Annotated in this window: 15 protein-coding genes; 6 read left to right on the top strand and 9 right to left on the bottom strand. The window is 49.2% G+C overall.

The annotated features are described in order from the left end of the window. From ACN0R1_RS04795 to sohB, 3 genes are all read right to left on the bottom strand, one after another. Window positions 1-489, bottom strand: coding sequence for a L,D-transpeptidase family protein (locus ACN0R1_RS04795; RefSeq protein ID WP_417580480.1), 489 nt, complete (start codon window positions 487-489; stop codon window positions 1-3). Then, window positions 489-1145, bottom strand: coding sequence for a TetR/AcrR family transcriptional regulator (locus ACN0R1_RS04790; protein ID WP_417580478.1), 657 nt, complete (start codon window positions 1143-1145; stop codon window positions 489-491). Before ACN0R1_RS04790 ends, ACN0R1_RS04795 begins: the two co-directional genes overlap by 1 nt. 95 nt (window positions 1146-1240) lie before the next feature. Beyond that, window positions 1241-2308: a protease SohB gene (gene sohB, locus ACN0R1_RS04785; RefSeq protein WP_417580476.1), complete on the bottom strand. Its 1068-nt coding sequence runs from the start codon at window positions 2306-2308 to the stop codon at window positions 1241-1243. A gap of 90 nt (window positions 2309-2398) precedes the next feature. On the opposite strand from sohB, the gene ACN0R1_RS04780 reads away from it, so the two are divergent. Further along, the gene (locus ACN0R1_RS04780) at window positions 2399-2722 is read left to right on the top strand and encodes an SCP2 sterol-binding domain-containing protein (protein WP_417580474.1); all 324 of its coding nucleotides are present in this window, start codon (window positions 2399-2401) and stop codon (window positions 2720-2722) included. Here the strand turns inward: ACN0R1_RS04780 and nudC are convergent. Genes nudC through ACN0R1_RS04760 form a run of 4 tightly spaced genes read right to left on the bottom strand, consistent with a single transcriptional unit; the run spans window position 2712 to window position 5258 of the window. Continuing rightward, entirely contained in the window at window positions 2712-3296 is a 585-nt protein-coding gene (gene nudC / locus ACN0R1_RS04775) for an NAD(+) diphosphatase (RefSeq protein ID WP_417580472.1), read from the bottom strand. The two genes, ACN0R1_RS04780 and nudC, sit on opposite strands and share 11 nt — an antisense overlap. An 8-nt stretch (window positions 3297-3304) precedes the next feature. Further along, window positions 3305-4039, bottom strand: a complete 735-nt coding sequence (gene dnaQ, locus ACN0R1_RS04770; RefSeq protein ID WP_417580470.1) for a DNA polymerase III subunit epsilon — start codon at window positions 4037-4039, stop codon at window positions 3305-3307. After that, window positions 4039-4485, bottom strand: a complete 447-nt coding sequence (rnhA, locus tag ACN0R1_RS04765) for a ribonuclease HI (RefSeq protein ID WP_151055550.1) — start codon at window positions 4483-4485, stop codon at window positions 4039-4041. The genes dnaQ and rnhA overlap by 1 nt, the downstream gene beginning before the upstream one ends. Then, window positions 4482-5258: a class I SAM-dependent methyltransferase gene (locus ACN0R1_RS04760; protein ID WP_417580468.1), complete on the bottom strand. Its 777-nt coding sequence runs from the start codon at window positions 5256-5258 to the stop codon at window positions 4482-4484. Before ACN0R1_RS04760 ends, rnhA begins: the two co-directional genes overlap by 4 nt. A 121-nt stretch (window positions 5259-5379) precedes the next feature. Here ACN0R1_RS04760 and gloB point away from each other — a divergent pair, with 121 nt between their 5' ends. From gloB to ACN0R1_RS04735, 5 genes are all read left to right on the top strand, one after another. Beyond that, the gene (gloB, locus tag ACN0R1_RS04755) at window positions 5380-6159 is read left to right on the top strand and encodes a hydroxyacylglutathione hydrolase (protein WP_417580466.1); all 780 of its coding nucleotides are present in this window, start codon (window positions 5380-5382) and stop codon (window positions 6157-6159) included. A gap of 63 nt (window positions 6160-6222) precedes the next feature. Then, window positions 6223-7416, top strand: a complete 1194-nt coding sequence (locus ACN0R1_RS04750; protein ID WP_417580464.1) for a transglycosylase SLT domain-containing protein — start codon at window positions 6223-6225, stop codon at window positions 7414-7416. A gap of 6 nt (window positions 7417-7422) precedes the next feature. Continuing rightward, a complete protein-coding gene (locus tag ACN0R1_RS04745) occupies window positions 7423-9222 on the top strand; it encodes an extracellular solute-binding protein (protein WP_417580462.1) in 1800 nt (599 codons plus the stop codon). After that, window positions 9222-10313: a microcin C ABC transporter permease YejB gene (locus ACN0R1_RS04740; RefSeq protein ID WP_417580460.1), complete on the top strand. Its 1092-nt coding sequence runs from the start codon at window positions 9222-9224 to the stop codon at window positions 10311-10313. Before ACN0R1_RS04745 ends, ACN0R1_RS04740 begins: the two co-directional genes overlap by 1 nt. A 2-nt stretch (window positions 10314-10315) precedes the next feature. Beyond that, complete coding sequence (locus tag ACN0R1_RS04735; protein WP_417580458.1) at window positions 10316-11335, top strand: ABC transporter permease; 1020 nt, start codon at window positions 10316-10318, stop codon at window positions 11333-11335. Window positions 11336-11337: 2 nt separating this feature from the next. Here the strand turns inward: ACN0R1_RS04735 and ACN0R1_RS04730 are convergent, their stop codons facing one another. Continuing rightward, entirely contained in the window at window positions 11338-11811 is a 474-nt protein-coding gene (locus ACN0R1_RS04730) for a DUF4442 domain-containing protein (RefSeq protein ID WP_417580456.1), read from the bottom strand. Between the two features lie 70 nt (window positions 11812-11881). Continuing rightward, entirely contained in the window at window positions 11882-12652 is a 771-nt protein-coding gene (locus ACN0R1_RS04725) for an EAL domain-containing protein (RefSeq protein WP_417580454.1), read from the bottom strand. Window positions 12653-12741: the final 89 nt, after the last annotated feature.

Raw genomic sequence — 12741 nt, 5'->3', positions numbered from 1 at the left:
TCACTCAGCAGTAATGCTGACCCGACAACCCGCCGGAATCAGTTCAAAAAGTTCAATTATATCGGCATTGCGCATGCGCACACAGCCATGAGATAAGGGTAACCCCATGGGTTCTGAATCGGGGGTGCCATGAATGTAGATAAAACGGCGCATGCTATCGACCCGCCCTAAGCGGTTGATGCCAGGTTCAAGGCCACACAGCCAGAGAATACGTGTCAGAATCCAGTCACGCTGCGGGTAACGCGCCGCTAATGCCGGCGTATAGTATTCACCGGTAAATCGACGACCGACAAACACGGCATTCACAGGCAAACCCGAGCCAATTTTAGCACGGACATAATGCAAGCCAACGGGTGTGCAACCACTGTTTTCGGTATTACCTATACCCTTTTTAGCCGTGGAGACAGCATAACTACGAACTGACTCGCCTGGAATAAACAGCTGAAGTTGCTGCCTGGCAATCGAGACTTGGATGGCTACGGCGGTCATCAGATGCGGCAGAAATAGGTTTTTTCACCACGCGCCTGCATGCCAGCGGCCAGTACTGGGATCATGCGATGTAAAATACGCTCAATTTCAGCACTGTCCTTGAAACTGCTTTTTTCTAAGGTCAACAGCATATGGTAGTTGGACAGGGTAAACACGATTGAGCCAAGCAAAAAATGCAACCGCCAGAAAAACTCATTATCTTCCATCGGGGCGGCATCTTTACGTAGGCAATCCATGAATTTTTCCAGCCTATGCCAATACTCAGTAATAAAGAATTCGCGTAACTCTTCCTGGTTCTTCATATACGCCAGTTCTAACAAACGCATAAAAACTGACAGCGAGTAGGTGTTAATCTGACTTACATTCAGCAACGCACGCATCAGAATTTCGAGAAGTTCTTCAATACGTACAGGTGAGGGATCAAGCATACGATCTTCAAGCGCTGATTCGATCTCATCACAGAGCGGCTCCATCAGACGCTCACATACAGCATTTACCAGCCCTTGCTTTGAGCGGAAGTGATAATTCACAGCAGCCAGATTTACATCAGCCGCTGACGTAATTTGCCGCATGGTGGTTTCAGTGAAACCCTGCTCTGCAAACAAGGCCTCTGCTGCCAGAATGATCCTTGTAGCGGTTTTCACTCGACGTTTCATCACCATCTTCCGTATACTCCCTTAAAGACGAACCTGCGTTTGAAACTATTCAACACCTATTATACAAATTTTAGCCGGAATGTCAGTGATAATTATTACATTAAGGGGCGCTGACTAATACGCTGCCACCAGCGCAATAACAACCGATCGGAAGAATCAGCGGCCAATTCGCCCAATCTATCTTGCAAACCTTTTTTGTGTTCGTAACTGACTTTGTACAAGTCAGCCTCTTCAGCCGCCTCGGTCAGATATTCATCGCTGGTGATCAGCTGATCCACTAACTGTTCGGTTATGGCCTGGCGACCATACCAAATCTCACCCGTTGCCACCTTGGCGATATCCAACTGGGGACGGTATTCGGTAACAAAGGTTTTAAAGAGCTGATGCGTCTCTTCCAGCTCTTCAACAAACTTCTCCCGACCTTTATCGGTGTTCTGTCCAAATACCGTCAAGGTACGCTTGTACTCACCTGCCGTCAGTATTTCGTAGTCGATATCGTTTTTCTTCAGCAAGCGGTGAAAGTTGGGTAATTGCGCAACCACACCAATCGAACCCACAACAGCAAAGGGTGCGGCCAGGATTTTGTTGGCAATACATGCCATCATATAGCCACCACTCGCCGCCACCTTATCGACACAAATGGTCAGATTAATCTGTTTGCGGCGCAAGCGCTCCAGCTGTGAGGCAGCAAAGCCATAAGCATGTACCATGCCACCGGGGCTTTCCAGGTTCAGTACCACTTCATCTTTTTCAGGACGGGCAATGGCCAGGATAGCGGTGATCTCTTCGCGCAGCTGATCCGTAGCCGAGGCACTGATATCACCATCAAAATCCAACACATAAATGCGTTTTTTATCGTCCTCTTCTAACTCACCCTTCTTCGCGGCTTTTCGACGGGCCTTGGCGTCCGATTTTTCTTGCTTACGCTCTTGTTTGATGCGCTGACGCAGCAACTCATCATCCAGCACAGCCTCTTCCAGCGCTTCGTACATCTCCTTGTACTTGTCATTAAGATTTTTTACTTCAACATGTCCTTCAGACTGCTGATGACGACGGCGACTGACCAAACTCGCCGCAACAATTATGACCAGCAAAATTGCTAATACCAATGTCAGTGTTTTGGCCAGAAACAGGCCATATTGTGTCAGAAAATCGATCACCATCTTCTCCAAGTACAGGAAATTGCATCAGGTTCGCTTTCGCGGCGGGCTAATGTAACATATATACGTAATAATGAGCCCGGAAGCCACTGCATGAGCACAAATATTACACTTGATAAAATTGTCCTAAAACTGCCTGCAAAATTTAACCCAGAGCAGTCCAAGGGTCTGAAAGCCATCTATCAGTTCAGAGTGACCGATGCAGCCTCTTTTTATTTGACCATCATAGATACCCACTGCGAAAGCCATTATGGTGACCATCCAGATCCAGACATCACCCTATTGATGGATGAAGCAACGCTGATTCGAGTCATCAGTGGTGAACAGGATGGCATGAGCGCGTTCATGAAAGGCCAACTGCGAGCCGAAGGCAATATCATGCTGGCCACTCGCCTGGGCAAACTCTTTAGTCGTTGATTCGTCCGGTCAGAAAATGCTCGATTAGCTGCCGTGATATAGAAAATGACGGTGGCATATAGGGCATTTTGTCAGCCGAGAACCAGTCCGCAGCGAGTATTTCCACACCATCAGGCTGCAACTCCCCGCCTGCATATTCGGCAAAAAAGCCCAACATCAGTGAATGAGGAAAGGGCCAGGACTGGCTTTTGAAGTAACGAATATTAGTCACTTCAATCCCGACCTCTTCACGCACTTCCCTGGCAACGGCTTGCTCGGCCGTCTCGCCAGGCTCAATAAAACCGGCCAGGGTACTGTAGCGTCCAGGTGCGAAATTGGCCGCATGCGCTAATAAGCATTGATCACCCTTGGTAATCAGTACGATGATGCAGGGCGACACAGGGGGGTAATGCACATGGCCGCAGTGAGTGCACTCCCGCGCTATCGCCTCCTCGGCATGGGGTTGCAAGGGCGAGGCACAACAATGACAAAACTGAGCCTGCTGCTGCCAACGGCTTAACTGCGCTTCGCGCGACAATGCGGCAAACTCATCCTCATCAACGGCTTGCGACAAAGCTTCACGTAAATCCTGCATAATCAATCCTAACTTGCTGTTTTAGATTCACTATCCTGCTTAAGCCAGACACAATTACCCGCTGATTTTTTATCCAGCAGATTTAGAAACGCCTGGTGCGCCTGCAGTTCGGCTTCGGAAGGCTCAATCACTCTGAAAGTCAGATTTTCAGTGTTAACCGGACGCACACCAAACACCCCGTCGTCATCTTCATTATCACCCTCCTGCCCCAGCGCCAATGCCGTTTGCCCACCGGTGAGCAGCAGATAGACTTCTGCCAGGATTTTCGAATCCAGTAAAGCCCCGTGCAACTCACGGTCAAAATGCTCAACACCAAAACGACGGCACAGTGCATCCAGATTATTTTTTTGCCCTGGAAATTTCCTCCGAGCCAACATCAGCGTATCGGTTACCTTCGGGCAAATATCTTCCATCCGCTCGGTATAACCGTTGCGCGCTAACTCCGCATCCAGAAAGCCTATATCGAAGGCCGCGTTATGAATGATCAGCTCAGCTCCACGCACAAACTCAATAAACGCCTCGCTGATGGCGGCAAATTTTGGCTTATCCGCAAGATCGGCATTGGTGATCCCGTGCACAGCGATTGCTTCAGCTTCAATCTCACGATCCGGTTGGATATATTGATGATAGGTATTACCCGTAAGCCGGCGTAACTGCATCTCAACACAACCGATTTCAATAATATTATGGCCCTGTGCCGGATCGATACCGGTGGTTTCCGTATCCAGAATAATCTGTCTCATTACGCTTCTCGCCTACCGAATTCATCGACACCACGGTTTGCCAAGGTATCGGCTATCTCATTTTCCACATGGCCACTATGACCCTTTACCCAGCACCACTCGACCTGATGTCGAGCAACCTGTTCATCAAGCGCCTTCCATAGATCAGCATTTTTAACTGGCTGCTTTGCGGCCGTCTTCCAACCGTTTTTTTTCCAACCCTTGAGCCACTCGGTAATCCCTTTACGTAAATACTGCGAATCGGTAGTTAAACGTATCTGACAGGGCCGCTTCAGGCATTTAAGCGCCTCCACAGCGGCAGTCATTTCCATGCGGTTATTGGTCGTATCTGGCTCACCACCATACAACTCTTTCTGCTTACCTTCATAGCGCAACAAGGCACCCCAACCTCCTGGCCCAGGATTCCCCTTACAAGCGCCATCGGTAAATATTTCCACTAGACTCAAACTGACTTCCCTCGAGCGGTTTTGTTACGTGCCGATGGCTCAGCCACCGGAAAAGGGATAAGTTTACGCGTTTTCCAGGCAGGTTTTAATGGGGTAACACCCGCAACATCCTTGCGGATTAACATCATTAACACCACGCCACTGTAGGTAGGAAAGCGAGATACCCATTTTTCAAGAAAACCCATACGTTTGCGCCAACGTTCATTCTCCAGTGGTGGACGATGAAAAGCACTGACACTTTTGAGTTCGGTCAAATCCAGCAAACGCACCCAGTCATTCAAGCGCCAATGACTGAAGCCATGCGCCACCCAAGGCACTCTGGCACCACGCTTACTGCGTCGACAAATCCCCCAGAAGCTGGTCGGATTGAAACTCACGATCAACATATGACCACCAGGACGCAATACCCGCGAGGCTTCTCGCAACACCTGATGGGGCTGATCAGCAAAATCCAGTGTATGGTGCAGAATCACAACATCCATGGTGCTATCAGGCAAGGGTAACTCATGCGGCTGAGCAATAATGGTGTGTTCATCCATACCCAATGACATCCGCGGACAGAGCATCACTTTATGCGAAACCGGGCTCGGCTCATACAGCTTCACCGAAGCGTCATAGCCTATTTGCACCAGATGATAACCAAAGGCTGTATGGATCAACTGATCAGCCATCTGACGTTCACAGGCTGCTATTTCCTGGCCTAGTGGCGAAGCAAACCAGTCTTTAAGGCCTTCCGTCAGGCCTTCGGCAGAGATGTGTTGTGCTTGACTCATACAGCGTCCTCTGTGGTATGAAAGACAGGTTACAGCAGATTATTTCCCCACTGACTAAACATGCCATGCTTAATTACAGTACAATCGATTAAGGCTAAAGTTTTATTAACCGGAGCATATTATGCTTAATCTGACCCCCATCCCCGCATTCAACGACAATTATATATGGGCTATCTGTAACCCTGAAGCCCCTGATTCAGGCGTTATCATAGTAGACCCCGGCAGTGCGGAAGGCGTTCAGCAATGGCTTCAGGAAAATAACAAAAATCTCGCTGCCATACTCATTACCCACCATCATGAAGACCATACCGGCGGCGTCACTGAGCTACAGCAACAAAATGACTACTGCCCCGTCTACGGGCCTTCCAACTCTCCCTTTGAAGGTATTACTCAACCACTCAGTGAAGGCAATCTGATTTGTTTACTTGATACGGCTTTTGAAGTCAAAGCCGTTCCCGGACACACCCTCGATCATATCAGCTATTATGCGCCGTCTGCGGCTTTATTGCTCTGTGGTGATACGCTGTTCATGGCGGGTTGCGGACGACTTTTTGAAGGCACCGCCGAGCAGATGCAAGCAGCAATGGATTACTTTGCCAGCCTGCCCGATGATACCCGCGTTTGCGCAGCACACGAATACACTCTGTCCAATCTGGCATTTGCTCATGCTGTTGAACCCGAAAATCAGGACATACGCGTGATGACAGAAAAATGCCGCAGCATGCGCGAACAGGACCTGCCAACACTACCGTCTCGAATCGGTCTGGAGAAAGCCATTAACCCCTTCATGCGCACCCGTGAAACCTCTGTTATTCATACGGTTTATGGTCACAGCGGCGAACATCCTGACACGCCAGCACAAACTTTAGCGCTGTTGAGGGAATGGAAAAACAGTTTTTGATTGCGTCTGAGTGTTTGACTGATAGAATGTGCGGTTAAGTTCACATTCAGGTTCAGATTATTTATGTCTAAATTACGCACAGGTCTATTCTCTCTGCTTGCCGCGGCCGTCATCAGCGGCTGTGCCAGCAGCAGTAAGCCCACTCAAGAAATAAGTCATAATACCTATGAACAGAGTCTACTGATTTCCAGAATGCACATGGGTAACTTGTATAAGCGTAGTGTATCTCAACAAAAAATCGAACCTGTGACCGCCTGGGACCTGACCCGAGAACACCTGCTTCTGGAACTGGACCGAGAGGATATCAGAGTGACACGGGAGCTGGACTGGCTAGCTGAAAACCCTGAGCATTTGACTGCCGTAAGCCACCGAGCACTTCCCTACTATCACTATATTCTTGAGCAGGTAATTGAGCGAAGCATGCCAGCTGAAGTCGCTCTGATTCCATTCATAGAAAGCGGCTACAACCCTTTTGCAGTCTCTCCAGCTAGAGCGGCTGGCCCTTGGCAGTTCATTCCTGGTACCGCTCGCAACTTTGGTCTGGAAAGTAACTGGTGGTACGATGGCCGTCGTGACATAGTTGCCTCCACTGATGCCGCACTGACCTATCTAACCAAGCTCAACGATATGTTTGATGGTGACTGGTTGCTTACCTTTGCAGCCTATAATGCGGGTGAAGGTAATGTATTGCGCGCTATAAAGCGCAACAACAATGCCAATCAGCCTATTGACTACTGGTCATTACGCTTGCCTGGTGAAACGATGCGTTATGTTCCAAAACTGCTGGCCACAGCAAAAATGATTCGTGATGCCGACAGTTTGGGGGTTGAGCTAGAGGCCATCCCTGCTGAACCTTACTTCACCGAAATTGATACAGGTGGACAACTCGATCTATCTCAGGCAGCCGAACTGGCAGAGATAGACCTGGAGGAACTGAAACGCCTCAACCCTGGCTTCAATCGCTGGGCAACAGCACCAGAGGGACCACACCGTCTGCTGGTACCGGTTGAGCAAGCGGATCAATTCCAGAGCGCGCTGGTTTCATTACCCGCTGAACAACGGGTTAATTATCAACACTACACCATTAATTCAGGCGACACGCTGGGTGCTATTGCACGACGTTACAGCACTACCGTTTCGGCGTTACAACAGGCAAATAAATTAAACACCACCAACATTCGTGTCGGCCAGACCTTGCTTGTTCCGGCTGACAGCACCAATATAGCACTCAAAACTACAAGGTCTGAATCAGGTTAAGACTCTATGATAAAACGCCTGCAACACACTACACGCATCACGGCAAGCATCCTTTTTTTTAGCCTCAGCAGTTGGAGTTTTGCAGACACAACCACCACTCATGGCATCGCCATGCATGGTGATCTTAAATACCCTGCTGACTTTCCCCACTTTGAATATGTTAACCCTGACGCACCCAAAGGCGGCCGCGTTGCGCAAGCAGCGGCTGGCAGCAGCTTTGACAGCTTCAATCCATTCATAGTTAAAGGCACCCCGGCTGATGGGATCGGCCTGCTGTATGACAGTCTGACCACAAAATCCGATGACGAGCCTTTTTCTGTATACGGACTCCTGGCTGAACACATCACCCTGCCGGATGATCGTCGCTGGATCGAATTTGAACTGCGTAAAGAGGCCGTGTTCAGTGATGGTGTGCCGGTCACTGCCGAAGATGTGGTAAACACCTTTCAGTTACTACGAGAAAAAGGCAGCCCATTTTATCGTGCTTACTATGCTGACATCACTCGCATCGAAGCACTCAGTAGTCACCGCGTTCGGTTTGAGTTTGCTGAAACAGAAAACCGTGAACTGGCGCTGATTGTCGGTGAAGTACCGGTACTGCCAAAGCACTTCTGGGATCAGCGCAACTTTGAAGAGTCTGGCCTGGAAGTACCCATCGGCTCAGGACCTTATCTACTAGCCAGCTACGACCCAGGACGTTCCATCACCTATAAACGTAACCCTGACTATTGGGGTAAAGACCTGCCGGTACAACGGGGACGGTATAATTTTGATGAATGGGTATTTGATTATTATCGCGACGGCACCGTGGCACTGGAAGCCTTCAAGGCAGGCCGGTATGACTTCCGCACCGAATATGCCGCAAAGAACTGGGCTACCGGCTATACTGGCTCAGCGCTGAACGAAGGACGGATAATCAAAGAATCCATTGAGCATGAAAATCCTACCGGCATGCAGGCTTTTGTAATGAATACCCGGCGCTCGCTCTTTGAAGATGCGCAGGTACGTTATGCCCTGGCGCACGCTTTCGATTTTGAATGGACCAATCGCGCTATTTTTTACGATGCCTACAAGCGCAGCCATAGCTATTTTTCCAACTCGGAGATGGCCGCTGATGAACTGCCCAGTGCAGAAGAGCTGGCGATACTGGAACCACTAAGGGAACAACTGCCAGAAGAAGTCTTTACCCAGGTTTATCGTGCGCCACAAACCGATGGCGACGGTAATATACGTACGCAGATACGTGAAGGGTTACGACTACTGGCCAAATCCGGCTGGAACCTGGATCAGGGCGTACTCCGCAATGAGCAAGGCCAACCCTTTCGTTTTGAAATACTTATTTTTCAAAATAACCTGGAACGCCTGATCTCGCCCTTTATCCGCAACCTGGAACGCATGGGCATTCAGGTTAGCATTCGCGTAGTGGATATTTCTCAATACATCAATCGTCTGCGTGATTATGACTTTGATATGGTCGTGGGCAGCTTTGCCCAGTCAAATTCGCCGGGCAATGAACAACGCGAATACTGGCATTCATCCAGCGCTGAACGCCAGGGTAGTCGCAATATAATAGGTATCCGCAACCCCGCCATAGACCACCTGGTTGAACAATTGATACAGGCACCTGATCGAGAGCAGCTAGTCTACAGAGCCAGAGCACTTGACCGTGCTTTGCAATGGAATCATTATGTTATTCCGCATTATCACACTAACGCTTACCGTATTGCCTACTGGAACAAGTTCGGTATACCCGATATTCGCCCAAACCATGCAATAGGTTTTGATACCTGGTGGATTAAACCCTGATGGTCGCCTACATTGTCCGACGTTTACTGCTGATTATTCCCACACTGTTCGGTATATTGCTGCTGAACTTTTTAATCGTACAGTTGGCACCCGGCGGACCGGTTGAACAGACCCTTGCGCACCTGCAAGGCTTTGGCGATACGGCTGGAGAGCGTATTGGCAGCAGCCCTAGCTCTGACCTGGCTTCAGCACCATCCTCAGGAGGAACAGGCTACCGAGGCGCGCAGGGGCTGGATCCTTCTCTGATTGCCGAAATCGAAAAAATGTATGGTTTCGATAAGCCCGCACATGAGCGCTTTATGCAGATGCTGGTCAGCTACCTGAAATTTGATTTTGGCAGCAGCTTTTACAGCAATAAAACCGTAATGGAACTGATCATTGAAAAAATGCCGGTATCCATATCACTCGGGCTTTGGACCACACTGATCGCCTACCTGGTATCTATCCCTCTGGGCATACGTAAAGCTGTCCGTGATGGCACCGCGTTTGATATGTGGACCAGTAGCGCGATCATTATCGGCTATGCAATCCCCAACTTTTTATTTGCCATCCTGTTGATCGTACTGTTCGCTGGAGGCACTTACTTTGACTGGTTTCCGCTACGAGGCCTGACATCAGCCAACTTTGATGAAATGACACTGCTACAAAAAATTGGCGATTACTTCTGGCATCTTTCGCTGCCGGTACTTGCATCGGTAATTTCCAGCTTCGCCACCTTGACGATGCTGACCAAGAATGCATTTCTGGATGAAATTCACAAACAGTATGTGCTAACTGCTAAAGCTAAAGGCCTGAAAGAAAACCGTGTGCTTTACGGCCATGTGTTTCGCAACGCTATGCTACTGATTATTGCCGGCATGCCTGCCGCCTTGATCGGTATCTTCTTTACCGGCTCGCTGCTTATCGAAGTCATCTTCTCACTCGACGGGCTAGGATTACTGGGTTACGAAGCCGTTATTCGCCGTGATTATCCGATAATCTTCGGTACACTGTATATCTTCACCCTGGTCGGTTTGTTGCTCAAGCTAGTGAGTGACATCACCTATACGCTGGTCGACCCGCGTATCGACTTCAGTAGCAGGGAGGGCTGATCATGACGCCGATTATGCGCCGCCGCATCGATGCTTTCTGCCGCAACCGCCGGGGTTTCTGGTCGCTGTGGATTTTTCTGGCATTATTTATCCTGTCATTAGGTGCCGAGCTGATTGCCAACAACAAGCCAATACTGGTCAGTTATCAAGGCAGTCTCTATTCACCTGTTTTCAATAACTACTCTGAGCTGGAGTTCGGGGGAGAGTTTGATGCGCCTGCCGATTTTCGTGATCCGTTTATACAATCCCTGATTGAAGATGCTGGCGGCTGGATGGTCTGGCCGATGATCCGTTATCACTACCAGACCATCAACTATGACTTGCCCTCACCCGCTCCCTCTCCACCTTCCTGGGAGAACTGGCTGGGTACCGATGATCAGGCCCGCGATGTGATGGCACGGGTGATCTATGGTTTCCGTATCTCGATTGTGTTTGCCTTGGTTCTGACACTGGCCAGTTCCGTCATTGGCGTCGCCGCAGGGGCTGTACAGGGATATTACGGCGGTAAGGTTGACCTACTGTTTCAACGCTTTATTGAGATCTGGTCAGGCTTACCGGTGCTGTTTCTGTTGATCATTCTTGCCAGCCTTGTTGAACCCAACTTCTGGTGGCTGCTGGGAATCATGTTGCTGTTTTCCTGGATGCAACTGGTCGATGTGGTGCGTGCTGAGTTTCTGCGAGGACGCAATCTGGAATATGTACGTGCCGCCAGAGCCTTAGGGTTAGGCAACTCAACGATCATGTTCCGCCATGTACTGCCCAATGCGATGGTAGCCACTCTGACCTTCATGCCGTTCATTTTCAATGGCTCGATTGTCACCCTGACAGCTCTGGACTTCCTGGGCTTTGGTCTGCCGCCCGGTTCACCCTCGCTGGGTGAGTTAGTCGCTCAGGGTAAAGAAAACCTGCATGCGCCCTGGTTGGGGCTATCAGCCTTCTTTACCCTGGCACTGATGCTGACCCTGCTGATTTTTATCGGTGAAGCCGTGCGTGATGCCTTTGATCCACGTAAAGTCAGTTGAGTTTAACGGTGCTTCGCATGTAAACGCACATACAGACGTCGGGTCACCTTGGCAACCAGGGTGCCCTGCTGATCGCGAATATACACCACAAACTCAGGAAAACACTTATCGCCCTCAGCGGTCATTTCACGAATCTGGTGCAGTTGCTCATCCTCAAGATGAAACTCGGCAGTCAGACGTCCGATACCAGGTGAAATAAAATCGATATCGGCTGATTTATCCCAGATAATATAGCGCTCATAGCCCAGACAACCGAACAACAACAGGGCGTAGTAAGGATCAGTCATAGAGAAGAGACTGCCGCCATACTGGCTGGCATTGATATTTTTAGTCCAGGGGCGCCACTTCAGATCCACTCGTGCCGAACGGAAGTCAGAACTGATGGTTACCAGCTTGATGCCACTAAAAAACAGTGGCGGCCAGAGATTCATCACTCGACGAAACAGGTTAGGATAACGAAACAAAAACGCTTTCATACTAGGCATACCACTGAGTAAAAACTGGCATGCTAGCATCTGATCAACAGGTTACGTATAACAAAAAGCGTCAGATTGACTGTGTAGAAAAATCATATCCGGGCAGGCTTTCAAATCCTGGCTTGGCAAAATAGTAACCCTGCATCAACCTAACCCCATGCTTACGGAAGTACAGCATTTCGGCTTCGGTTTCCACGCCTTCAGCCAGCACTGTAATCCCTAACTTTGCACACATGCCAAGCAGACCCTCAACAATAATCTGCTTGACGGAATGGCTATCGATATCACGCACTAGCTCCATATCGATTTTGAGGATTTGGGGTATAAAGCTGGCCAGCATATTCAGCCCGGCATGGCCGGCACCAAAGTCATCCAGCGCGGTAATAAAGCCCTGTTTTTCATAATGCTTAAAAATATTGGTCAGGTGAGCCCGATCATACACATATTCTGATTCGGTAATTTCAAACATGAGCTTTTCAATCGGAAAACCACTTTCTCGCGCGGCCGCCAGGGTACTGCGAATACAATGCGCCGGTTCATACACCGCATTAGGCAAAAAGTTGATGCTTAATACCTTATCCAGCCCTAACTCACTGGCCAGGTGGATAGCCTTAACCCGGCAAGCCTGGTCAAAAGCATAGCGATTTTCATCATTGATACGATTAAGAATACTATAAGCGGATTCAGCCTGGGGGCCTCGCACCAAGGCTTCATAGCCAAAAATCTCACGCGCTTCCATATCCACAATGGGTTGAAAAGCAAACGTAAACTCGAAGCCCAATGGAACAAAACAATAGCCGCAACCGGGTTTAGTCAAGGATTCTGGAAACTGGGTAGCCAATACAAGGCTCCTTTTCAAACAAAATTCAATTTGAATACACTAACCTTAGCATAGCAAAAAATCACTTAAACTAAACCCGAATACGGCCT

This window comes from Nitrincola sp., from assembly GCF_048264025.1.
Classification (GTDB): domain Bacteria; phylum Pseudomonadota; class Gammaproteobacteria; order Pseudomonadales; family Balneatricaceae; genus Nitrincola.
This window is presented reverse-complemented; position numbering and strand designations above follow the sequence as displayed.

Bases quoted from the DNA above. Each gene is read 5' to 3' on its own strand.
- ACN0R1_RS04760 (WP_417580468.1), bottom strand. From the start codon at position 5,258: ATGAGTCAAGCACAACACATCTCTGCCGAAGGCCTGACGGAAGGCCTT.
- ACN0R1_RS04750 (WP_417580464.1), top strand. From the start codon at position 6,223: ATGTCTAAATTACGCACAGGTCTATTCTCTCTGCTTGCCGCGGCCGTC.
- ACN0R1_RS04780 (WP_417580474.1), top strand. From the start codon at position 2,399: ATGAGCACAAATATTACACTTGATAAAATTGTCCTAAAACTGCCTGCA.
- ACN0R1_RS04735 (WP_417580458.1), top strand. From the start codon at position 10,316: ATGACGCCGATTATGCGCCGCCGCATCGATGCTTTCTGCCGCAACCGC.
- nudC (WP_417580472.1), bottom strand. From the start codon at position 3,296: ATGCAGGATTTACGTGAAGCTTTGTCGCAAGCCGTTGATGAGGATGAG.
- ACN0R1_RS04730 (WP_417580456.1), bottom strand. From the start codon at position 11,811: ATGAAAGCGTTTTTGTTTCGTTATCCTAACCTGTTTCGTCGAGTGATG.
- dnaQ (WP_417580470.1), bottom strand. From the start codon at position 4,039: ATGAGACAGATTATTCTGGATACGGAAACCACCGGTATCGATCCGGCA.
- ACN0R1_RS04795 (WP_417580480.1), bottom strand. From the start codon at position 489: ATGACCGCCGTAGCCATCCAAGTCTCGATTGCCAGGCAGCAACTTCAG.
- ACN0R1_RS04745 (WP_417580462.1), top strand. From the start codon at position 7,423: ATGATAAAACGCCTGCAACACACTACACGCATCACGGCAAGCATCCTT.
- sohB (WP_417580476.1), bottom strand. From the start codon at position 2,308: ATGGTGATCGATTTTCTGACACAATATGGCCTGTTTCTGGCCAAAACA.
- ACN0R1_RS04740 (WP_417580460.1), top strand. From the start codon at position 9,222: ATGGTCGCCTACATTGTCCGACGTTTACTGCTGATTATTCCCACACTG.
- ACN0R1_RS04790 (WP_417580478.1), bottom strand. From the start codon at position 1,145: ATGAAACGTCGAGTGAAAACCGCTACAAGGATCATTCTGGCAGCAGAG.
- gloB (WP_417580466.1), top strand. From the start codon at position 5,380: ATGCTTAATCTGACCCCCATCCCCGCATTCAACGACAATTATATATGG.